Raw genomic sequence first — 22204 nt, forward strand, 5'->3', positions numbered from 1 at the left:
TCGGATTAACTGAGCATTAACCGAACAGATGGTATACCTTTGCGGCGTTTTGCGCTTGATGGACTTGCGACATCTCGTCGACTATCGCCTGGCGCTCCCCAGTCGCCGCTTCCAGCAACTGCTTGTAGACCCCCAGCAGCTCCTCAAGATTATTGCGCAACGCCGCCTCGTCCAGCTCTGACTCCCTCAGGACGTCTTCCATGCAGGAACGGCACGTCATGTCCAATTGACCGATCGCCTCCCAGTTACGCTCTGCCAGGGCATCGACCAACGCATCACGGGTTTGTTCTATTCGCTGCAAGACAAGACTCATGGGGAGTACTCCTTAGAATTGCGGACCAGGCGCGGCGATGCCATCCCAGCCTTCTTTGACCGTGCGCAGCAGACCGGCGACTTCGTCAAGGATCTTCGGGTCGGTCTGGATATTCGCATCGGTCAAACGCTTGATCATGTAGGCATACAGGTTATCCAGCTCGGCCACCGACTCCGCCTGGTTCTCCATGTCCAGCCCCTCGCGCAGGCCACCAATGATGCCGATGGCCTTGCTGATCAGAATACCCTTGTTGGCGATGTCCTTGCGCTCCATCGCGCCCCTTGCCTGGGCGATACGATCCAGCCCGCCTTCCATCAACATTTGTACCAGACGATGGGGACTTGCTTCAGAGGTTTGCGCCTGGGCGCCAATTTTCTGGTATTGGCGAAGGGCTAACATCGGATTCATGTTCTACCTCATCAAAAAATCTTCGGTTCGTATAAACAGTTTATCGACGCCGCGTCAAAAAACTTTAGGTCGAAAAAGCCGAAAGCCCGGAGCGTCATGGACGCAACCGGGCTTTCTTGTGTCACTCGGAATCAGCTGTTCTTCTGCTGCGCCGAGATGGCCTCAAACATGGAGGTAATATTGCTGGCGGTGGCTTTCAGCTTGCCCACCAAGGCATCCATGTCGTTGTACTTCTTGGTCAATACGGCGGTCAGGGTTTCTACCCGGCGGTCAAGCGCGGCCTGATCGTTCGTCAAGCGGGTCTGGGTCTTGTTCAGCGCCGTGGTCCGCTGATCAAGGATCCCGCCGGTCTTCGTATAGGGGTCGATGGCATTGGTCATGCGCTCCAGCAAACCATTGGTGCCGGTAAACATCGTCTGGACTTCACCACTGAGCTTCTTGTCGTTCATCGCCGTGTTGAACTTGGTGGTGTTGAAGTCCAAGGCACCGGTCGTCTGATTGGTGGTGATACCCAACTGGGCCAGTACCGTAAGCTTGTCACCTGCCCCGGTTTCAGACAACGGACCCCGAATCGTTGCCAGGATAGAACGAGGCAGCGCGTCGCCGGTCATTTTTGCCGCAACGGTAGGGTTGCCATCAGCGTCGAGCGACGGCTTGGTCAGCGCAGTGATGTTGGTCGCGATTGCGTTATAGGCGTCGACGAATTTCTGGATCGAAGCTTTCAGACCGTCGTTATTGGGCGCGACGGTCACGGTTGAAGTGGCATTCGTTCCACCGGCAACCAGGTTCAAGGTCAATCCCGAAATTGCCTTGTCGACTGTGTTGCTCTTGCTGGTCAGCGCCATGCCGTCAATGGAGAACTTGGCATCGGTCGCGATGGCACCGATGGCTCCGGCCGAAGTCGCCGTCAAGGCAGCACCGCCCGCCCCCACGACATTGGTCCCGTCGATCTCCAGCCCGGCAATACCGCTGACCGAAATATCGGAGCCCGCACCGGTCGTGCTTGAACCCAGCACCAGGCGCGAACCGAAAGAGTCGGTCACGATGTTGGCGCTGATGCCCGCGGTCTTCAGCGATGTATCGGCGTTGATCGAGTCGCGAACCGATTGCAGGGTAGCCCCGCTTGCCACATTGAGATTGTAGTTGACCCCGTTCTGCGCGATGGTCAACGTGCCAGTGGGAATGGCACTGGTGGTACCGTCGGCGAAAGCCGCGCTGGTGACCTTGGACGACGTGGCGATGTTATCGACTTTGACGGTGTAGTTGCCGGCGACAGCCGTATTGCTGGCAGTGGCGGTAACATAGCTGGTTGCGGAAGATGTCGCAGCAAAACCGGCAAATTGCGGCGTGGTTGTGCTGGACAGAGACGTCATGGCGGCCTTGAAGGATGCCAGCAGGGACTTCAGGGTGCCTACCCCGGAAATGCTGTTGGTGTTGGCCGTCGTCGCGCGAGTAATCTGGCCTTGCTTGGCCGCCTTGTCAGAGTCCACGAGGACTTTGACGATGGCTGTTGTATCCAGGCCGGAGCCGAGACCCAAGCCAGGTAGAATTGGACTTGCCATGTGAAACTCCCTTCAGTATGTCGCCGGCCTTTTGACCACTACAACGCCCAAAAGAACATAGCAACAAAATTCGTGCCAGTTGTCAGGCTTCTGCGCTGAACAACAGGCTGTTTGCATCATTCAAACTGTTGGCCAGTTTCAGAACTTCTTCGTTCGGGATCTGGCGAATCACTTCACCTGAATCGCTGGCAATCACTTTGACTACTACTTTGCCTGAAGGCTCATCAATGGAAAACTCCAGGTTGCGCTTGACCGATTGAACGAACTTCTCGATCTCCTGGACAGCTTTCTTGAGTTTTTCCTGCTCGGCAGCAGCGTCTTTAGGGGCTTCCTTTACCGGCGCCACAACCAACGCGTCGGCTCGAGGCTTCTCCACTGGCTTGTCGACCACGGTGGGTGCCGGCTTCGCCGCTGGATAAGACAAGTTCAGCTTCACGCTCATATCCATGTCCATCACCTCTTGAACGGAAAAAGCGAGAGAGTACGCAAGCGCACTCCCCCGCTAAAACTCATCCGGCTATTACTGAAGCAGCTTCAGTACAGCGGATGGCAGTTGGTTGGCCTGGGCCAGAACCGAAGTGGAAGCCTGTTGCAGAGTCTGCTGCTTGGTCAGCTGGGCAGTTTCAGCAGCGAAGTCGGTGTCTTGTACACGACCCAGTGCAGCACTGGCGTTTTCGTTGATGTTGTTCAAGTTGGCGATGGTGCTGGTGAAACGGTTTTGTGCAGCACCGAGGTCAGCACGCGAGGAGTTGATCGTTGCCAGTGCAGCGTCGATTGCAACAACAGCAGCCGAGAAGTTGGTTTCAGCAATGGCACTGGTCGAACCGGCGATGGTGATTGCCGAACCGACGCCCAGGGTGTCAGCGTCGAAGCTGGCGCTCAGGGTCAAGGTGATCTGGTTCGAGGTGCCAGTGTTGGAGCCGACCTGGAAGGTCATGGTGCTGGCGGTACCGTCGAGCAGGTTCTTGCCGTTCAGGTTGGTGCTGTTGGCGATACGAGTCAGCTCGGCGCTCATCTGGGTGAACTCTTTGTTCAGAGCGTCACGGTCAGTCGAGCTGTTGCTGTCGTTGCGGGACTGGACGGCCAGTTCACGCATACGTTGCAGGATGTTGGTTTGTTCCTGCATCGCGCCTTCAGCGGTCTGAGCGATGGAGATACCGTCGTTGGCGTTTTTGATCGCCATGGTCTGACCACGGATCTGCGAGTTGATGCGGGTAGCGATCTGCAGGCCGGCGGCGTCGTCTTTGGCGCTGTTGATTTTCAGGCCGGAAGACAGACGGGTCATCGAGGTGGACAGCGCATCGGAAGCCTTGTTCAGGTTCTTCTGTACGCCCAAGGATGTGACGTTGGTGTTTACTGTTAAAGCCATGACGAATTCCTCGTTGGTTGGGTACTGCGGCTTCCGGCCTTGGCAACCGCCGGGTTGGCCTAGAGAACCTTCGTAATAGTTATCGTCGGCTTGGGAACTTGCTTGAGGGCTTTTTTCAAAAAATTTACTAGCAGGTGGCCACCCCTTGAAAAACAAGGGCTTAGCCCAGGGAAAAGGCCCAAAAAATGGCGCCTGAAATCTGCGCTGGTAAATTTCAGGCAAAAAAAGTGGGAGCGGGCTTGCTCACGAAAGCGGTGGATCAGCTTGTATATGTGCTGAATGTACCAACGCCTTCGCGGGCAAGCCCGCTCCCACATCACATCTCAGGTAATTCAGTCGCGATAGAGAATCGCTGAGCCCCACGACAGGCCAACACCGAAACCGCTGATAGCCACACGCTTCCAGCTGGCATCCAGGGCATGTTTTTCCAGCAGTAGAGGAATACTCGAGGACACAGTATTTCCGGTCTCCACCATGTCCTTGATGAATTTCTCAGGTTTGTCTTCAAAACGTCGCGCCACGGCATCGACAATCGCCGCGCTGCCCTGGTGGATGCAGAACGCGTCGATGTCATCGGGCTGCAGTGACGATTCGCTCAGCAATTCGTGCAAGTGGGCCGGCACTTTCAACAAGGCAAAGTTGAACACCTGGCGTCCGTTCATGAAAAACACACCATCACTGACCTTCAGGTGCGGCGCACCGGAACCGTCAGTGCCGAACTTGGCCTTGCCCAATTGCCAGATTGCCCCCTCGCCCATCCAGGTTGCAGTGGCGGCATCACCAAACAACATGGTGGTGTTGCGATCTTCCGGGTCGACGATTTTCGAATAGGGATCGGCCGTGACCAACAGGCCATTCTTCAGTCCTGCGGCTTCCATGAAGCCTTTCAGAGCATAAATGCCATATACATATCCCGAGCACCCCAAGGAGATGTCGAACGCCGCGACATGGGTCGGCAGGCCCAGCTTGTCCTGCACGATGGCGGCGGTATGAGGCAACCCTTCCTCGTCACCGTTCTGAGTGACGACGATCAGCGCATCGATCGATTCGCGCTTGAGCTCGGGATTGCTGGCGAACAACGCATTCACCGCTTCAACACACAGGTCCGAGGTTTCCTGGTCGGCGCTTTTGCGCGGCAGGAACGCCGAACCGATCTTTCCGAGGATGAATTCTTCATCCTTCTCGAACTTGGCACCCTGAGCGTAGTTATCCACACCAGCGGTCGGCACGTAACTCGCTATGCTTTTTATGCCAATCATCATGGCTTCCCGATCATAAATAGCTACTGAATATGTACCCCAAAACGCGGCGGGGGTGCGTCATAACGATTGAACCGCGGAGCTGAACACGACATTCGATGAGCTGAACGCGCCTTCAGTCCGGGGAACACAATACATTGAAGATGCACTTTATGACCTATGCGTCACGCCGTTTTACTCATGAAATGATTTATCTGGCCTCATGAGCCCGGATTTAGACGGGAGAAAACCTGGAATTTCAGTGATGTTCCCGAATCCATCTGGCCATGCTGTCAATGGACTGGTCCAGTGAGGTCCAATCATCAAGACCCAGCCCCCGGGCTTTTTCAATGTCGGGTACGTAGTAGGAACGTGTCTGCGTCGCCTCGTCGCCCCCCAGAATCTTCACCTGTTTGCCTGGTGCGATACGGCCGACGACCTTGCAGGCCAGCTCAGCAATCGTCAGCCCCTTGTCAGACCCGACGTTATAGACATTGGAGGCGGTACCCCGGACCAGCAACGTCAGCAACCAGACAGCCAGATCAGCACCATGAAGGTAACTTCGCACGGCGCGCCCACTGGAGTGAAGCAGCAGCTCGTCCTTCCATAGGGCATCCCTCACGAAGTTACCGATGGCGAAATGCGCATCCAGCGCTATTCCCGGTCCGGAAAAAGCAAAACAACGGGCCAGGACGATCTCCAGCCCGTGTTTTTGAGCGTAAATGGCGGCCAGGGTCTCCTGGGCACGCTTGGCCTCGGCATAGGCGCTGCCAACCAGATGGCTGGGGCAGGACGACGAGCTGCTTTCCGTCACCGGATGACCAAACTCAAGAGGTCCGTACTGCGCCCCGGTCCCGGTAAAAAGAATGCGCCGGGTCCCCGTTCGTACCGCCAGATCAAGAATATGACGGGCTCCGCCCAGGATGGTGTCGTAGAGACGCAGAGGGTCGGCCTGGGCACCTGCCAGGGTGTCGGTAGCGGCATGTATCACCAGATCGAACCGTGCCCCCGGCGCAATATCCAGAGGTGACTGGACATCATGCTGCAACCAATCGATCCAACCCGAACCGACATACTCGGGATATTCGGATAGAAACGCCTGCGGCGAGCGGGACACCGCTGTTACTTCAATGCCCGCGCCGCCCTGATTCAGATGGGCAAGCGTGGCGAGCAACCATTTACCGAAGTACCCCGTGCAGCCGGTCAGTAAAATGCGCTGGCCCACCAGATCCCGAGGATCCAGATAGCAGGCGACTCGCTGGATATCGGCAGCGACGACAGACGACCCGAGGCTCACCCGCATGTTCAATGGGCCAGCCAGCTGTCGCGCCACGCCGCCAATGCGATGCCATTGAGCATCCAGTCCTGGCGTATACGCGCTTGCAACACATCGCCGAGCGCCGCCGCGGCATCAAGGTCCTCAACGTGGGCACGGATGGCATCGACCCACGTCTCGAAGCGGTTCTCCACGCGTTTAGCGGGCAAATCACCGCGATAGGCTTCGATGTCGGAACAGATGACAGGCACGCCACATGCCCCGAACTCCAGCAGCCGGCCGTTGCCCTTGCAACGGTTGAACAGGTTGTCTTCAAGCGGCGCCAAGGCCAGATCGAGGTTCAGCGAAGCCAGTTTGGCCGGGTATGCATCCACCGCGACCGCATCGTGATGCTCACGAATGAAAGGACGCAGATGTGCCGGACAGGTTCCCAATATCACCCAGTCGACTTCGTTGGCCAGTTCCTTGATGACATTGGCAAGCATTTCCAGCTCACCGACATTGTGCAGACCACCGACCCAGCCGACTCGTGGCTTATCCGCGCAACGGCGCTCCCCTTGCAAACCTTCCCAATCGCGGGGATCGAGCCGGGTCGGCACGATCCTGATGTCTGCGTTGAAACCGTCAAAAACCTGGGCCATGAAATCGGTGGAAACCACCAATCGATCCATGTACGAAAGCCCCCGGCGCAAAGCCCCGAGTACATCCGCCGGCAGAAGTCGATAGTGCGGACTCTTGGCCGACAGGTTGGGCAGGTACAGATCCAGGTCAAAGACCTTGAAGCAACGGGTAAATGCCTTCACCTGACGAAGGGTTTCCAACTGCTCGGTACGCACATACTGTTGGAACAGGACCACGTCAGGCTTGTATCGCGCAATATCCATCACTGATAGCGTCTGGCTGGACAGTGCTCCGTCCAACATACCCGCCTTACACAAGGCATTGAACGGCTGGACAATTCGATGCCGTGCGCTGTCGGGCTCTCCTGCCGCATGGGCCAGCACCGTAGGCAGCGAAGCAAAGGTCGACAACGGACGCCAGGACAACGACGACTCGCCGACATGGAACGCGCGCTCGGGCGCCAGTGAGAAATTCGGGTTGTAGGCACGATCCAGGGCCAACGTCGGCAGCCAGCGCTGATAGAGACGGTCCAGTTGTGCCGACATCGCCTCGACCGCCGTGGATTCGCCGATCAACAGCTTCACTCGCGGCGTCCACACGTTCAGATAACCGGCCTGCTGAAGTTTCAGGCACAGATCCACATCCGCCCAGGGTGCCAGTTCCTCATCGAAACCGCCCACGGCGGCAAACAATTCCTGTCGTACCATCAGGCATTGTCCGCTTAGCGCCGAGTAGTTCTGGTCGACTTGCAAGCGTTGCATATAGCCATCCGCATCACCGGGCATCCGCGCAAAAGGACTGGCTACCGTCCCGCCTGAACCCAGCACCAGCCCGGCATGGCGAACCGTGCCATCGCCGGCAATCAGCTTGGCGCCGACGCCCCCCACTTCAGGACGCATGGCATGGTTGAGCAACTGCTCCAGCCAACCATCGGTCAGCACGCCGATGCCGCCATCCAGGAACAGCAGGAACTCACCGCGCGCTTCATCCACGGCCTGGTTTCGAATCACTTCGGGGGAAAGCCCGGCGGGGAATCGCAGCACCCGCAGATGGCCGACACCCAACTGTTCGATGCCTGACAACCAGCTGCACATCGCCATGTCTTCATTGCCGCGATCCAACAACAACAACTCGTAATTTCCGTAGCCGGTGTTCTCCAGCAGGCTATCCACGCAACGCTGTACATACGTCAGTTGCCCGTCCACCAGGATCAGAATGCTGACCGCAGGCGCGACCGCATGACCGTAATCCACCTCATAGCGCCCTGGTAGCCTGGAGTTGACCTGCGGCGCCGTAAATCCACGAGTGCGTAAATGGCGCTCGATGACTGCCCTCTCCTGAGGATTGTCCTCAAGCAACAGTACGTCGCCGACGACCAGCGGCTCGCTCATGTGTCCCAAGCCTTCAAACCCGGCCGTTTCGATCATTCGCAGAATGTATTCGAGCTCGAAGGCCGCAGGAAACTCGGTCGCAAAGCCTCCCATTGCCTGCCAGACATCGCGACGCAACAGCCAATGCCTCGCCATCGAGGCTGGGAAACTGAGCAGCAAGTCAAGGTTGATATCCGGACGCAGCGCCAGCTTCAGGTTGCCATCCTCGAAGCGCATGACCTCGTCGGCGCAGATCGCCCGGCAATCGGGCGTGGCGGTCAGCTCCAGCACCGCACTGAGCAGGCCACCGGCAGTGAGAGTTTCACCGGCCCGGACAATGATGAACACATCAAAGACCTGTTCGTTGATCACTCGGTTCAAGGTGGCGACCGTGTCGAGCGAGTCGAGCCGGAAAACCCGCTTGTCGTCGCAGGGAATGTCGGCAGCGGTCAATACTACCGGCTGCAATGTTGCGGGGAGGCCTTCATGTTGCGCCAGGCTTTCGAGGGTATCGTTCAAACGCTGGAGCGCACCATCCGGATCCAGGATGACCACTCCGAGAACCGGCACCTGGCTGCGCTTCAGGTGATCATCGATCAACAGTCGCTGCACCGCGTTTGGCTGGCGGGAAGACAACCAATGAGCGTCCTGGCTTTTGTCGGGACGCTGGGCGTAGGCCACCACGGCGTCCTGGGTAACCTCGATGAAATGATCGAGCGAAGCCCAAAAGTTTTCCTGGTGTCGCAACAGACTCTGTCGCAACAGCGGCAGTGTCTGGCGCGCCGTTTCGATGGCCTGCGGTGTGTTGCCCCAGGCTACGCCGTAGCTGTTGTTTTCATGATTGGACAGCGGTCGGGGGGCATACTGGCTGGGGATCACCACCGCCACACAGCCGCACAGCGCCGCCTCGGCGGCCAGTCCCGAGGGTTCCGAACAATAGAAAAATTCACACTGCTGGAAAACCGCCGCCAACTCCTCCCAGGAGCCCGGGCTCGCCGGGGTAATCTCTATCGAATCCGGGCCCAGCAACGCAGGGTCGATAAGCGCCGTGCCCTGCCGGCCCTGGTAATAACAGATCTTGCCTGGAATACGCTGGGCCTGGTCCGCCGGTGGACAGAAGATGCTGACGTCGACAGCCGGCATGTACAACACGCGATCTTGTGCCATACCCGGCTGCAGCAACTCACGGGTATAGGAAAACAGGATATCGCTTTCATCGTAGGGGCTGACGGCCCGAAGAAAACCGGGCTGATTGAGCAGGTAACGTACGACCACGTTACCGCCCATGGGGTTGCCATCCACGACTTCGGGATAGATGACGATCGGCTCGACTTTCTGCGCCTTGTGCAGAGCAGTGACATCGTTGGTCAGACGCGGCGTCATTAGGCGAGGGTTCAGGACCGCCGAAGAAATGTAGGCCTCATACCCGGAACGAATCAATGCGTCGCAGAGCATGTGCAGGACACGAATGCCAGCCGAGTTACGCCGGTAATCCGGCGACATGATGTAATAAGGGCTCGGCCTTCCGGCAAATAACGAACGATGCATCAAACGCTCCTGACGTTCTGAAGCCACATGAAAACCACAAGTCATAACCTGAAACCCGATGTGTCCCCTCCCAGTGGCGAGGGATCCGATCAGAGCTGTCTGATCGAATTATCGTAATGCTCGAACACCACTTCACCGGAATGGTTGTAATCGGCAAACGACATGTCCTTTTTCGGCACGCGCCAGTCGCCATAGACAAAATCCAGGTAGCCGAAGGCGTCGTTGGGAGCTTTCAACGAAGCACCGAACAGCTGAATGGCATCGAAGCCGTCGAAATGCACTTGCGGGCAGAACCATTCGGGCATGGCACCGATCACTACCGCCGAACCGTCGCGGCGCACGCGCCGGGCAATGTCGGTTTCGAACGGGATAATCTCGTCGGCCCCTACGGCATTGTCACAGGTGATCCGAATGGCGAAATCAAAACCGTGGGTGGCGATCAATTCGATATTCCACACTACCCCATCACGCTGCGGCAGATGCTGTTTATTGCTACGCACCAGCGCCACCAGCGCCTCGAACTGCACATCGTTGACCGAAAAATCGATGTCGTCGTCCCAGGCGATGAAGTCACCCTCGCGCAGCGCCCCCAACAGCGTGCCGAAATCCAGATACAAATCGATACCGGCGGCGTCCGTCAATGCGCCGAGGGTCACCACCAACGCTTCGGCGATGGATTTGGTCGGCGGATGAGAGAACGGATGCACATCGCGCATGCCCTTCATCTCGCGCTTGCCGGGGATGATCGTGGGTATGTCACCCAGCCCCAGGGTTTCGAGCTGGGCCAGGATGCTTTGCGACCAGACACTGGTGATGACGATCGCATCGCAACCACTGGCGGCAATCTGATCGGCGGCAATTACCGGATAACCGAAAAATGCCTGCCCCTGTTTCTGAGGATCATTGTCGACAATTGCCAGAATATCCAGATCTCGGTTCTGTTCGATGAACAGCCCGCCACTCTTGCCCGCACCGAACAAAATGAGTTTCTTACCTTGCAGATCCATGATGCCTTCCCCGGATGCGCCCATGCGCCTCAACGATGCTATTTTTTCAGTGCGACGCAGCGGCCGACCTTGGCATCTTCGTCACGAAACTTCGCCAGGCCGCGGCCTTCGATCTGGTACGTCACATGGAAGCCGGCGCGCTCGATGTCCGCCACCATCGCCCGATGATCCACATAACGCCGGTAGTGGTCGGTGCCAAAGATCTTTTCCTGTTCGGCATCGTCGGTCGTGCGGTATTCGAAAAACACCTGGCTTTGCGCAGGCAGTAGCACGCTGAGCAGATCCAGGAATGCGCCGGCCTCGTTCTCATCGATCGCATGAAGGAAAAACCGCGCATACACCGCCACCTTGCGCTTGTTCTCCAGAAACCCCTTGATCTCGTCCCTGGCGGCGCCGGCCAGGCATTGCACATAGCGTGTATGTTCGTGAGCGCTGCGCGAACGACACAGCTCAATGGCCTCCACCGACGCATCGAGCCCAAGCAGATCGAAGCCACAGGCGGCGAAAAATTCGCTGTCGCGGCCATTACCGCAACCGAACTCGATCACACCGTCGACATCGGCCAATTCATTGACGGCGAACGCCGCGAATTGCGACGGGTAGGCCGGCGCACCTCTTTTGCGACTACTGTAGAACGAATCCCAATAGCTCGATTTTTCTGCCTGGCTCATTGCCCAACCTCACGACTGTTTACGGCGTACAACACGGTGTCAAAGCTGCTGTGGGCATGGCAACGCAGATAATAACGGTATGGCAAGCCATAGCCCTGCAATTGCTCGAAGATGCTCCACAGATGTTCCGCCCGGTGATAAATGCTGATGGCCAGATTCGGCCGGTATTGGTTCAGCATGTTCCTGGCGCCTTCCAACGCCGCGGGCTCTTCGCCTTCGATGTCCATTTTGATCAGGTTCGGAGCAAAGCCTGGCAACGCATCGTCCAGGCGTACACATGTCACTGTTTCCCCACCCGACTCAACCAGATGCCCACCTGCTCCCAGGGCGCCGTCGAAGCCAATACGCCGGTTGCCGTCAGAAACGCCACAAGGAAAATTCACCGCGTGCAGGTCATTCAGATTCGGCACCAGCACTGCGTAGTTCTCAAGGTTCGGCTCGAAACTGGCAACGGCTTCGAAGACCAGCCCCGCACTGCGCATCTCCTGAACGGTGTCGCCGGTGTAAGCCCCGCAATCGACAAAACGCAGCGGCTGTGGCCAGCTCGGAAGATCCTCGGGGAAATACTGCCGGGGCGAAGGCGAAGGTAACCGCGAATAGTCACCCGAAATGCGGAACTCGACGATCCGGTCCAGCAATTGCCGACTGGTCTCATCAGCCAGATGCACGCGCAGGTTGGCGATCCGCTCAGCGTGAGTTTCGTAATAACGCGGGTCTACCAACCAGTAACGAAACGGCTGTCCTTCGGGGAAGTGCCGCACGAACTCCACAAGACTGATCACCCGGCCATAGCCCAGCGCTTGCAGTTGGCTGACCACTTCGCCGACATCCACGTAATTATTGAACAGGCCGATAATCACACAGGCACTGGCTGGGTCATGCCCGAGAGCCCAATCCCGGGCATTGGCTACAGGGATTCCATCGACTTGTTCCAGGGATTCATCACGATCCAGAAACGCGCTGATGCCGATGCCCTGCTCTGCCAGATAAGCCTGGACCCGCTGTCCAGCCAGCCGGGCACCATAGACCAGTAGATGTTCAAAGCGTTGACCTTCAAACATCGTGCTCTCCCGACGCCACCCGGACCAGCACCGCATGACCGTTGAGGTTGTGGATAAAACGGAAATCGCGATTGCCTTGCATGAACTCGTTGACCAGCCGGGTCACGCCTTCACAGCCATAGAAACCGTAATCGTCGAACACCACCACAGCACCGGGAGCCAGGCGCGGCAATGCCCATTCCAGGACACTGCGAGCCGACTCATAGACATCCACGTCGATGTGCAGGAAGGCCAGCCGCTGGCTGACATGCTCGGCATTGTGCTCCGGGAACATGCCTTCGAGGATCTGTACACACTCGGTCACACCACAGCGTGCCGCCAGTGCCTGGACACGCTGGATATCGGTGTCACTGTGTTCCCCCCCGCTGTAGCCGGTATCCAGGTGACTGGCCTTCACCACACCGGTGAACGTATCGGCCAGAAACACCTTGCGACCCGGCCGCTGGCTTGCCAACGCCAACAAACAACCCGAACCGCCTCGCCAGACCCCCACTTCCAGGAAGTCACCTTCCAGGTCATCGAGTTGGCGGGCCAGGGACCAGAGTTCGAACAACCGGTACTTGTCCACCAGGGTGTTGCGCTCGACCAAACCCAGAGCCTGCTCGAACGCCTGGTCCTGGCACCACGGCGCATAGCTCGAATACGGCAACAGCCGCTCATGGCGGATTTCCGGCGACTTGGCATGAGCCCAGGAAACCGTGCCGCGCAAATAGCGGTAGCTCAGGCCGGTCAATTTTCTCTTCAACCAGGCCATGTCAGTTGCGCTCCGAGATCGCCATCTGTGCGTGGAATTCGTCACGCGGCAGGAACGGATAGAGGTCCTCCAGCGCGCCGGTTTCCGGCTTGCCTTGTTCATTGATGCGGGTCATGACCCGTGGTACCCGCGCCTCCTCGATTTGCACCAGCACCTCGCAGATCACCGGACCGCTGCGCTCGAGCACCTCGGTCAGCGCCGCGTCCAGCCCCTCGTGGGCCTCGATGCGCGCGTAGCCGACGCCATAGGCTGCGGACAATTGCTGCAAATCAGGGAGCTTCAGGCCACTGGTGTCGTCGGCCCCTACCAGCAATTTGAAGTGCATGTTCTGTGAGGTGCGGATCGAGGCGTAGCCCTGGTTGTTGATCACAAAGCATTTGATCGGCAGGTTCTGCGCGGCCAGCGTGGCCAGCTCCTGGATGTTCAGTTGCACGCCGCCGTCGCCTTCGACGCAGATCGTCTGTTTGCGTCCGGATGCCAGGCAAGCACCAATGGCCGACGGCACGCCGAAGCCCATCGAGCCGGTGCCGCGGTTATGGAAGCAACGTTGATCCTTCTTCAGGCGCAGGTTGAGCAGGAACAGTTCGGACGCGAACCCGGAGCTGCCAGGAGCGATCACATCGCCTTCGCTCAACAGGTCCGACAGGCGATCGGTAAAGTGATACATGCTCACGCCTTCGCTGTCGTCGGCGTGCTCGGGTTGCAGCAGGGGATAGCGCTCGCGCCAGGCCGCGATCTGCGCCCGCCAGGCGGAGTAATCAGGCAGCCCGGCGGCCTTGACCGCCGTAGCGAGGCCTTCGATGAACGGCTTGACGTCAGCCACGACCTTGACCTCGACCGGCATCTGCAGCTTGGCGATTTCCGCCGGATCGATGTCGACCACGACTTTCTTGGCATACGGTGCGAAATGCGCATGGTTGTAGGCCGTGAGCGCCATGTCCAGGCGTGAGCCCAACACAATCAGCAGGTCACAATTCTGCAGGGTGAAGTTGGCCCAACGCGGCGCGATCGAACCTGGGCGACCGCCAAACAGCGGATGCTCGTCTTCGATCAGGTCCATGGACAGCCACGTCGGCATGACGGGGACGCCCGCCGATTCCATCAGTGCATTGAAAGCTTCGACAGCACCGGCCATGCGAATACCGCTACCGGCAATAATGCCCGGACGCTTGGCGGCCTTGAGCAATTCCAGGGTGCGGCTCACCGACTCGCTGACATCGACGGCTGCGGCCACCGGCGGCAACTGGGCACGGCGCAGCTGCGTTGGATCGATCTGCACCGCTTGGACATCCAGCGGTACGTCCAGCCACACCGGGCCACGACGTCCGGTCAGAGCGGCATGCTCCAGCTCATCGAACACCTCGGCGACTGCCAGCGGATCGGTCAGGGTCACCGCTTTCTTGGTGATCGACGACACGATGGAGACGATGTCGGCCTCTTGCACGCCGAGCATCCGCAAGCCGGTCCCTGCCTTGAGGTCAGCCGTCTTCACCTGCCCGGAAATAAAGAACACCGGAGTGGAATCAAGCCAGGCGCCCAGGGTCGCCGTCACGGCGTTGGTGGCGCCCGGCCCGCAGGTGGTCATGCAAGCACTTGGCCCGCCGGTGAGCTTACCGGCCGCTTCGGCAGCAATGCCGGCCGCTTGTTCATGCAGGCACAGGATCGGCTCGAGGTCGGGATGACGTCCCAAGGCGTCGTTCAAATGCATGGCGCCGCCACCTGGCAGGAAGTACACCTGCTTGATGCCCAGTTCCGCCAGTCGGTTCATGATGTAGTCAGCTACACGCATTTTGGTACTCATCTCTCAAAACCCCAATTCGCCGAGCGCTCGGCTCAATTCAATTCGTTCAGAAACTCAAGCGCCGACCAGAACCCGGCACCATGATCCTTGTGGCCCTGCCACACTTCGGGAATAAAACTCAGCTGCGGATACTGCTTGAGCTGCGCCCAGGTCGCCGGCCAGTCAACGTCCCCGGTGCCCATCAGTACGCCTTCGCCGTTGCTGCCCTTGGCATCGGCCACATGCAGGTGCGCCGAATGCGGCAGCAGCAAGGCCAAGGCAGCCTGGAAATCGAGGCCGAAATGGAAGCAGGCCATTTGCAGGTGCGAGAGGTCCAGGCACAGGCGCATGTTCATCGCCTTGGCCTGCTCGGCCAGCTCCTGGGGCATCATGAATATGTTCTGGTGACGCTGACCGCCGAAATGCCAGGGGAACGGTGCCATGTTCTGCGGGATCAACTCGGTACGACCGAAGTCGATCTGGGCGCAGGACTCACGGAAACGCTGATACAGCTCGGCCCGGTGGCTGAGAGGGAAAGGCTCGTCGGCCGAGAAGCCGCCGACGTTTGCCACGATCAGCAACGAATCGGCCTTGGGGAAGAACTCGGCGATCTGCAACGTCGCATCCACCACCCGTTGCAGGTTGACGATGGAGCGCTGGCGGTAGTCCAGGTCATCCGCCGCCAGGTCCAGCAGTTCGCTGTTCTCGAACAGCTCAGGCGCGTGCACCACCAGACGCGAGCATTCGACGGTACGCAGGTAGGCCTGTGGCGCCACGCTCAGGTCGCGGTAGGACAGATGGAATTCGAACAGGTCAGGTTTGATCCACTGGTCGTATTGCAGGAAGTCGTGGTAACGCACCGGCACGCCCCAGAGAATCGGCATGGCGTATTCACGGCGAACCTCCTGCTGTGCGACCAGGTCGCTGTCGAACAGGAAATCGCCCTGGGCAATGGCACGCCCGGCCTGCTTACCCAATAAGTCAGCCAACCGATACGGCGGCAGGCCCTGGCCGGGGCTCGCAACGCGCAGCATGTCTTGGGAGAACGTTTCGCCAGATTCGATAGCCCGCGCCGCGATCACGCTTTTGCCCAGGTTCTCGCGATTGAGCAATTCACCCTGGCTGGCATGGCGCCCCGGCCCGGTCCACGGCAAGGCTTTCTCGACTTGGCGGATACCCTCTACCAGTTGCCGAAACTCTTCGGGTTCAAGGCTCGCCAGATGGTCAGGTCCTTCCATACTACGATCCAGGGTGATGTGACGCTCGATCAGCTTGGCGCCCAATGCCACTGCGGCGATGCTGATGGCCGTGCCACGCTCATGGCCCGAATACCCCACCAGGTCATGCAACTGGCGCAAACGCGCCAGGTAACCGAGCTGGATATCGGTTTCCGGAGCCGGGTAGGTGCTGTTGCAGTGCAGCAGCGCGAAAGGAACACCCAGGCCCTTGAGTTGTTCGATGGCCCGAATAATCTCGTGTTCCAGCGACATGCCGGTGGACAGGACCAACGGTTTGCCCAGCGAAGCGGCTTTGGCGATCAGGTACGGGTTGCACAGGTCGGCGGAGGCGATTTTCAGCGCCGGAACGTCAAAGCCGGCCAGCACATCGACACTCGGCTCGTCCCAGGGCGTGCAGATGTAGCTGATGCCCTTCTGCGCGCAGTACTCGCGGATCAGTCGGTGCTCATCCACACTCAGCTCGACTTTATCCAGCAGGTCCTGGATATATTCCACGCCCAGGTCTTCGGCCCGGGAGCCGTCGGCCTTGGTACGGTACAGCGCCTCGCGATTACGCAGCTGGAACTTCACGCAGTCGGCCCCCGCCTCGATGGACGCGTCCACCAGTTGCCGGGCCAGTTCCACCGAGCCGTTGTGGTTGTTGCCCACTTCCGCGATGACAAATGTATGTTGCTCACCGATGGTCACGCCATCGATGCTGAAGATCGGCTTGCTCATTGAATTTTGGTCCGCCAGGAAGTGACACCGTTGGATTCAAAACGGAAATCGGTGGTTCGGCAGCCAAGCGCTCTGACCTTCTCGGTCACGGCCTGGCGGTGCTGGGGTTGTACGAAGAACAGGAAGAAACCGCCGCCACCGGCGCCCAGCAACTTGCCCCCCAAGGCGCCCGCTTCCACGGCGCACTCGTAGATCTGGTCAAGCACACTGTCGCTGACCGCCTGGGAGAACTGTTTCTTGAGCATCCAGCCCTCATGCAGGCAACGGCCGAAATCATGCAGCTCACCACGAATCAGGTGATGGTGCATGCGTCGGCACAGCGACACGCTTTCGGTCAGCAAAAGGCTTTGCTCACCCTTGCTGCTCATTTCCGCGCGTTGTTGCACATGGAGCTTGCCGGAATCGTGGGAAATGCGGGTATCGCAAAGCACCAGGCATTCTTCCAGCTCGTTGCAGATCGAATCCTCGAGACGGATCGGGTGAACCAGGTTGCGCCCCTCGCGAAACTCGATCAGGTTGAAGCCACCGAACGCCGAAGCGTACTGGTCCTGCCAGCCACCGGCGATGCCGAAGCACAGGCGCTCGGCCTGGAATGCCAGTTCTGCCACTTCATAGGTAGTCCAACGATCGCGACGCAACTCGTTGAACGCTGCGATCACCGCCGTGGCGACCGCCGACGAGCCGCCCAGGCCCGAGCCCACCGGAAAATCGGAACGCATGTACAGGTCCAGCCCATAGTTGGGTTGGATCACCGACACGATGGTTGCCAGCAGGCCCTTGTCGGCATGCTCCAGCAACTCATCCAGGGAATCATAGGATTCGCGGGTTCCCAGGTCCTCGGAGAAGATCCGAATCACGCTGTCGGTCCGCGGAATCAACGTGGCATGGGAGTACAGCCCGACGGTGCAACTGAGCACCGCCGCCGGATTTTCCACGAAATAATAGGTCAGGTCCGAACCGCCACCGCTGAAACTCATCCGCACTGGCGCCCTTGCCCGGGCCAGCACCGGCACTTCCTGGTTGGCGGCCAGTCGTGCCGGGGTGACGACGTCCACCAGGCAACCGGCCTCGTCCACCACCGGAATCGCGTTGTAGCTCAGGTCGAAGATCTTGAGCATTTCTTCGCGCGAAGCACCGACCTTGACCGAACGGTATGCGGTGTTCATGCACTCGGTGACTGGCACGCTCGTTTCACCGCCCTGGAGCAGATAACGACGCAGGTCACCGTTGGTCAATACGCCTTCCAGGTGCCAATGCTCGTTGACCACGAAGACGATTTGCAGATCGCCTGTCTCGATGCACTCTACGGCGTCGAGAATGGTCTGGTTCATGTAGACGGTTTGTGTTCTGGCCAGTTGGTTCATGGCTGGATGGCCTCCTCGAATCCCGACTTGAAGGCACTCAAGGCGTCGGGCGTTCCGATATCGATGAAGGGTCCGCTATAGGCGCAGACCTTGAGCGAGCGGCGCCGAATCAGCATCGGCAGGATGTCCTGTTCCATCGAGCAGGGCTGGACGACGCAGTGTTGCAAGGCGTCGGCCGTGAATGCATAGACGCCGGCATTGACCACACCCGGTCCGGACAAGCCCTTTTCCTTGAGCGCCAGCAGTTGCAGATCTTCGGCACATTCCAGGCTGCCGTAGCGAGAGCGGTCGTCGACCTCAACACCCACCAGCACATTGCCGGGGGCGGTCATGGCCAACCGATAGGCCCGACGGTCGAGCCAGGTGTCGGCATTGAGCACCAGGAAGCGCCCTTCGGGTGGCATCTGCCGCAAGGCATGCAGAATGGCCCCGCCGGTGCCCATGGGCTGTTCCTCGACCACTATCTGCAGATCCAGGCCGGTTTCGGCCATCAGGGACGGCAGCAGTTCGGCCAATTGATCGGCCCGGTAGTGCGCGCACAATACGGCCTGGGTCATGCCGGCCTGCTTCAGCTCCGCCAGCACCAACGCTAGGAACGGCCGGCCGTGGATATCCACCACGGCTTTCTGCGAACCCTGGAGCACGGCACTCAGGCGAGTGCCGAAACCACCACACAGGACGTAGGCACGCATCAGCGATCCAGCCCGAAGAAATGTTCCAGGCAGCGGGCCGCATGACCCAGATGCTCCTCGCCCAGTCCCGGCCAGACGCCGATCCAGAAGGTGTCGTTCATGATTTTGTCGGTCACCGTCAACTCGCCGCTGATGCGGAAGTTACGGCCCAGCATGTAAGGCTGGCGCACCAGGTTGCCGGCGAACAACAACCGCGTGCCGACGTTCTGGCTGTCCAGATAGCGCAACAGCTCGACGCGCTTGATGCCGCAGCCGTCGCGCAGAGTCACAGGGAAGCCGAACCACGAAGGGTCACTGTCCGGGGTCGCCTCGGGCAGGATGAGGAAGTCGCTGCAATTGGCCAACCGCTCGCTGAGCCAGCGGAAGTTACGCTTGCGCGCAGCCGTGAAATCCTCCACACGGTCCATCTGCGCCAAGGCACAGGCGGCCTGCATGTCAGTGATCTTCAGGTTATAACCCAGGTGCGAATAGGTGTACTTGTGGTCATAGCCTTCCGGCAGCTCGCCCATCTGCTTGCAGAAGCGCTGCTTGCAGGTGTTGTCCTGGCCGGGCTCGCAATAGCAATCACGGCCCCAGTCGCGGAAAGATTCCATGATGCGCTTGAGCAACGGGCTGTCGGTGAACACCGCGCCGCCCTCGCCCATGGTGATGTGGTGCGCCGGGTAGAAGCTCAAGGTACCGATGTCGCCGAAGGTACCGACCATGCGGCCCTTATAGGTCGAGCCCAGGGCATCGCAGCAGTCTTCGATCAGCCACAGTTTGTATTTGTCGCACAGCGCCCGCACCACACCCAGGTCATAGGGGTTGCCCAAGGTATGAGCGAGCATGATGGCCTTGGTCTTCGGTCCGATGGCCGCTTCGATCTTGGCCGGGTCGATGTTGTATGTACCCAGTTCGACATCGACAAACACCGGTACCGCGCCAAACTGCAGGATCGGGTTGACGGTGGTCGGGAAGCCGGCGGCGACACCAATCACTTCATCGCCGGGCTTGATCGCGCGATCCCCCAGGCGCGGGGAGGTCAAGGCGGAAAACGCCAGCAGGTTGGCCGATGAGCCCGAATTGGTGGTCAACACGCAACGACGCCCCAGGTATTGGGCCAGGCGTTTTTCGAAAGCCTCGTTGAACCGGCCGGTGGTCAACCAACCATCCAGCACCGCCTCGGTCATCGATTGCAATTCCGCGGCGCCAATGACCTTACCGGCCGGCGGCACACTGCTCTGCCCGGCCACGAACACCTGCGGAGCGAGCGCCGACTGCGCATAGCGCCCCACCAGCTCGACAATTTGTTGGCGCAGTTGCGTAGTACTTTCACTCATGGGTATCGCCTTGGTAGTCCGCGATCTGCTTGCGGGTAAAGGAGTGCATGTCCTGGCCGTTCTGCCAGGCCAGGTGCCAGGCCAGCGTGCGCTCGAGACTGGTCGCGAGGGACCAGCGCGGCATCCAGCCGAGCTCTTCGCGTGCCTTGCTGGAATCGAGTGCCAGCAAACCGGCCTCGTGGGGTTGAGCCAATGGATCGACTGTCCAGCGCACCGGCGTCGGCCATTGCCCGGCGAGCAGGCCGACGATGGTTTCGACCGTGGCGACGTTGTCGCTCTGCGGACCGAAGTTCCAGGCGCCGACGTGACGCTCAGCGTCCTCCACCAGCGCCCTGGCCAGCATCAGGTAACCCATCAGCGGCTCAAGGGCGTGTTGCCAGGGACGAGTTGCCTGTGGATAACGCAGCACCACTTCCTCATCGTTCTGCCAGGCGCGAAAAATATCCGGCACCAGCCGCTCCGGCGACCAGTCACCACCGCCGATGACATTGCCGGCCCGAGCCGTCGCCAGCGCGATGCCGGCATCCTGCAGGAACGAATTGCGATAAGAGGCACATAGCAATTCAACGCACGCCTTGCTGTTGCTGTAGGGGTCGAAGCCGCCCAAGGCGTCGTATTCACGATAGGGCAAGACCCACTCGCGGTTTTCGTAGCATTTATCAGTGGTGACCACGACCACCGCCCGTACGCTTGGGCAATGACGAACGGCTTCGAGCAGATTGACCGTGCCCATGACGTTGGTGGCATAAGTCTGGACGGGATTGCGATAGGCCTCGCGAACCAGGGGTTGCGCAGCGAGATGCATGACCACGTCCGGCTGGAATGCCCCAAGTGCCGAGGACAGCGCGGCGCCGTCGCAGATGTCCGCCAGATCACCGGGGATCAGCGCATCCACGCCTGCGACGGACCATAAAGCGGGTGTGGTTTCAGCGGGCAACGCAAAGCCGCGGACCTCGGCCCCCAACTGACGCAGCCACAGTGCCAACCAGCCACCCTTGAAGCCCGTATGGCCGGTCAGGAAGACCTTTTTACCCATCCAGAATGCGTTCAAGTCCAGAGTTTCCATTCGGCCTGGCCGCTGTTCCAGCGTTCCTCAAGGAAGACGCGGTCGCGCAACGTATCCATCGGCTGCCAGAAACCACGGTGCAGATGACTCATCAACTGCCCCTGTCGCGCGAGGTTGCGCATTGGCTCGTATTCCCAGGTGGTGGTGTCGTCTTCAATGCCATCGAGCGCAGCAGGCTCCAGCACGAAAAAGCCGCCATTGATCCAGCCACCATCGCCCTGGGGCTTTTCCTGGAATCCCCTGACGCATGCACCTTCGAGCTCCATCGCGCCAAAACGGCCGGGTGGCTGGACGGTGGTGACCGTAGCCAGTTTGCCGTGCTGTTGATGGAACTCGATCAGCTCGCGGATGTTGACGTCGGAAACGCCGTCGCCATAGGTGAAGCAGAACGTCTCGTCGCCCAGATATTCGCGCACGCGCTTGAGACGACCGCCAGTACCCGTAACCTCGCCGGTATCCACCAGGGTGACACGCCAAGGTTCGGCCTTGCCCTGATGGATGTGCATGCTGTTCTTGGCCATGTCGAACGTCACGTCCGACATGTGCAGGAAGTAGTTGGCGAAATACTCCTTGATGACGTAACCCTTGTAGCCCAGGCAGACCACGAAGTCGTTGATGCCGTAGTGAGAGTAGATTTTCATGATGTGCCAGATGATTGGCTTGCCACCAATCTCAATCATCGGCTTGGGCTTGAGATGCGACTCCTCGCTAATGCGAGTGCCCAGTCCTCCAGCCAGAATTACTGCCTTCATATGCCTCTCTCTCATCAGCGTCAAAGACGCTCCACTGCTCACAAGAGACGCCAATTATTCGGCGTCGCTGCCGGTAAT

Annotated in this window: 19 protein-coding genes; all 19 read right to left on the minus strand. The window is 59.3% G+C overall.

All coding sequences use genetic code 11. The annotated features are described in order from the left end of the window. Positions 1-16: 16 nt before the first annotated feature. Complete coding sequence (locus tag FBY02_RS13345) at positions 17-313, minus strand: flagellar protein FliT (protein ID WP_144928264.1); 297 nt, start codon at positions 311-313, stop codon at positions 17-19. Positions 314-325: 12 nt separating this feature from the next. After that, positions 326-721, minus strand: a complete 396-nt coding sequence (gene fliS, locus FBY02_RS13350) for a flagellar export chaperone FliS (protein ID WP_144928266.1) — start codon at positions 719-721, stop codon at positions 326-328. A gap of 131 nt (positions 722-852) precedes the next feature. Next, the gene (fliD, locus tag FBY02_RS13355) at positions 853-2283 is read right to left on the minus strand and encodes a flagellar filament capping protein FliD (RefSeq protein ID WP_144928268.1); all 1431 of its coding nucleotides are present in this window, start codon (positions 2281-2283) and stop codon (positions 853-855) included. Positions 2284-2365: 82 nt separating this feature from the next. Continuing rightward, entirely contained in the window at positions 2366-2731 is a 366-nt protein-coding gene (locus tag FBY02_RS13360; protein ID WP_041020336.1) for a flagellar protein FlaG, read from the minus strand. 72 nt (positions 2732-2803) lie between these two features. After that, the gene (locus tag FBY02_RS13365) at positions 2804-3652 is read right to left on the minus strand and encodes a flagellin domain-containing protein (protein ID WP_144928270.1); all 849 of its coding nucleotides are present in this window, start codon (positions 3650-3652) and stop codon (positions 2804-2806) included. 332 nt (positions 3653-3984) lie between these two features. Then, positions 3985-4911: a ketoacyl-ACP synthase III gene (locus FBY02_RS13375; protein WP_178115364.1), complete on the minus strand. Its 927-nt coding sequence runs from the start codon at positions 4909-4911 to the stop codon at positions 3985-3987. A gap of 238 nt (positions 4912-5149) precedes the next feature. Then, positions 5150-6193: an NAD(P)-dependent oxidoreductase gene (locus tag FBY02_RS13380; protein ID WP_144928276.1), complete on the minus strand. Its 1044-nt coding sequence runs from the start codon at positions 6191-6193 to the stop codon at positions 5150-5152. Positions 6194-6195: 2 nt separating this feature from the next. Continuing rightward, the gene (locus tag FBY02_RS13385; RefSeq protein ID WP_178115363.1) at positions 6196-9705 is read right to left on the minus strand and encodes a glycosyltransferase; all 3510 of its coding nucleotides are present in this window, start codon (positions 9703-9705) and stop codon (positions 6196-6198) included. Positions 9706-9794: 89 nt separating this feature from the next. Next, positions 9795-10712, minus strand: a complete 918-nt coding sequence (locus FBY02_RS13390) for a nucleoside-diphosphate sugar epimerase/dehydratase (protein WP_178115362.1) — start codon at positions 10710-10712, stop codon at positions 9795-9797. Between the two features lie 38 nt (positions 10713-10750). After that, the gene (locus tag FBY02_RS13395) at positions 10751-11383 is read right to left on the minus strand and encodes a class I SAM-dependent methyltransferase (RefSeq protein WP_144928281.1); all 633 of its coding nucleotides are present in this window, start codon (positions 11381-11383) and stop codon (positions 10751-10753) included. Then, on the minus strand, positions 11380-12444 hold the full coding sequence (locus tag FBY02_RS13400; RefSeq protein WP_144928283.1) for an FkbM family methyltransferase: 1065 nt from the start codon (positions 12442-12444) through the stop codon (positions 11380-11382). Before FBY02_RS13400 ends, FBY02_RS13395 begins: the two co-directional genes overlap by 4 nt. Continuing rightward, positions 12437-13198, minus strand: coding sequence for a TylF/MycF/NovP-related O-methyltransferase (locus FBY02_RS13405; protein ID WP_144928284.1), 762 nt, complete (start codon positions 13196-13198; stop codon positions 12437-12439). The genes FBY02_RS13400 and FBY02_RS13405 overlap by 8 nt, the downstream gene beginning before the upstream one ends. A gap of 1 nt (position 13199) precedes the next feature. Next, positions 13200-14987, minus strand: coding sequence for a thiamine pyrophosphate-binding protein (locus tag FBY02_RS13410; RefSeq protein ID WP_144928286.1), 1788 nt, complete (start codon positions 14985-14987; stop codon positions 13200-13202). 44 nt (positions 14988-15031) lie between these two features. Continuing rightward, complete coding sequence (locus FBY02_RS13415) at positions 15032-16933, minus strand: N-acetylneuraminate synthase family protein (protein ID WP_144928288.1); 1902 nt, start codon at positions 16931-16933, stop codon at positions 15032-15034. Further along, complete coding sequence (locus tag FBY02_RS13420) at positions 16930-18297, minus strand: CBS domain-containing protein (protein ID WP_144928290.1); 1368 nt, start codon at positions 18295-18297, stop codon at positions 16930-16932. Before FBY02_RS13420 ends, FBY02_RS13415 begins: the two co-directional genes overlap by 4 nt. Further along, positions 18294-18989 carry a sugar phosphate nucleotidyltransferase gene (locus tag FBY02_RS13425; RefSeq protein ID WP_144928292.1) on the minus strand — a complete coding sequence of 232 codons (696 nt, stop codon included), beginning with the start codon at positions 18987-18989 and terminating at the stop codon, positions 18294-18296. Before FBY02_RS13425 ends, FBY02_RS13420 begins: the two co-directional genes overlap by 4 nt. After that, positions 18989-20308: a lipopolysaccharide biosynthesis protein RfbH gene (gene rfbH, locus FBY02_RS13430; RefSeq protein WP_041023366.1), complete on the minus strand. Its 1320-nt coding sequence runs from the start codon at positions 20306-20308 to the stop codon at positions 18989-18991. Before rfbH ends, FBY02_RS13425 begins: the two co-directional genes overlap by 1 nt. Next, entirely contained in the window at positions 20301-21374 is a 1074-nt protein-coding gene (gene rfbG / locus FBY02_RS13435) for a CDP-glucose 4,6-dehydratase (protein ID WP_144928294.1), read from the minus strand. Before rfbG ends, rfbH begins: the two co-directional genes overlap by 8 nt. Beyond that, positions 21356-22126 (minus strand): glucose-1-phosphate cytidylyltransferase, encoded by a 771-nt coding sequence (gene rfbF / locus FBY02_RS13440; protein ID WP_041023364.1) that lies wholly within the window; start codon positions 22124-22126, stop codon positions 21356-21358. The genes rfbG and rfbF overlap by 19 nt, the downstream gene beginning before the upstream one ends. Between the last annotated feature and the right edge of the window lie 78 nt (positions 22127-22204).

Source organism: Pseudomonas sp. SJZ078 (genome assembly GCF_007828255.1).
GTDB lineage: Bacteria > Pseudomonadota > Gammaproteobacteria > Pseudomonadales > Pseudomonadaceae > Aquipseudomonas.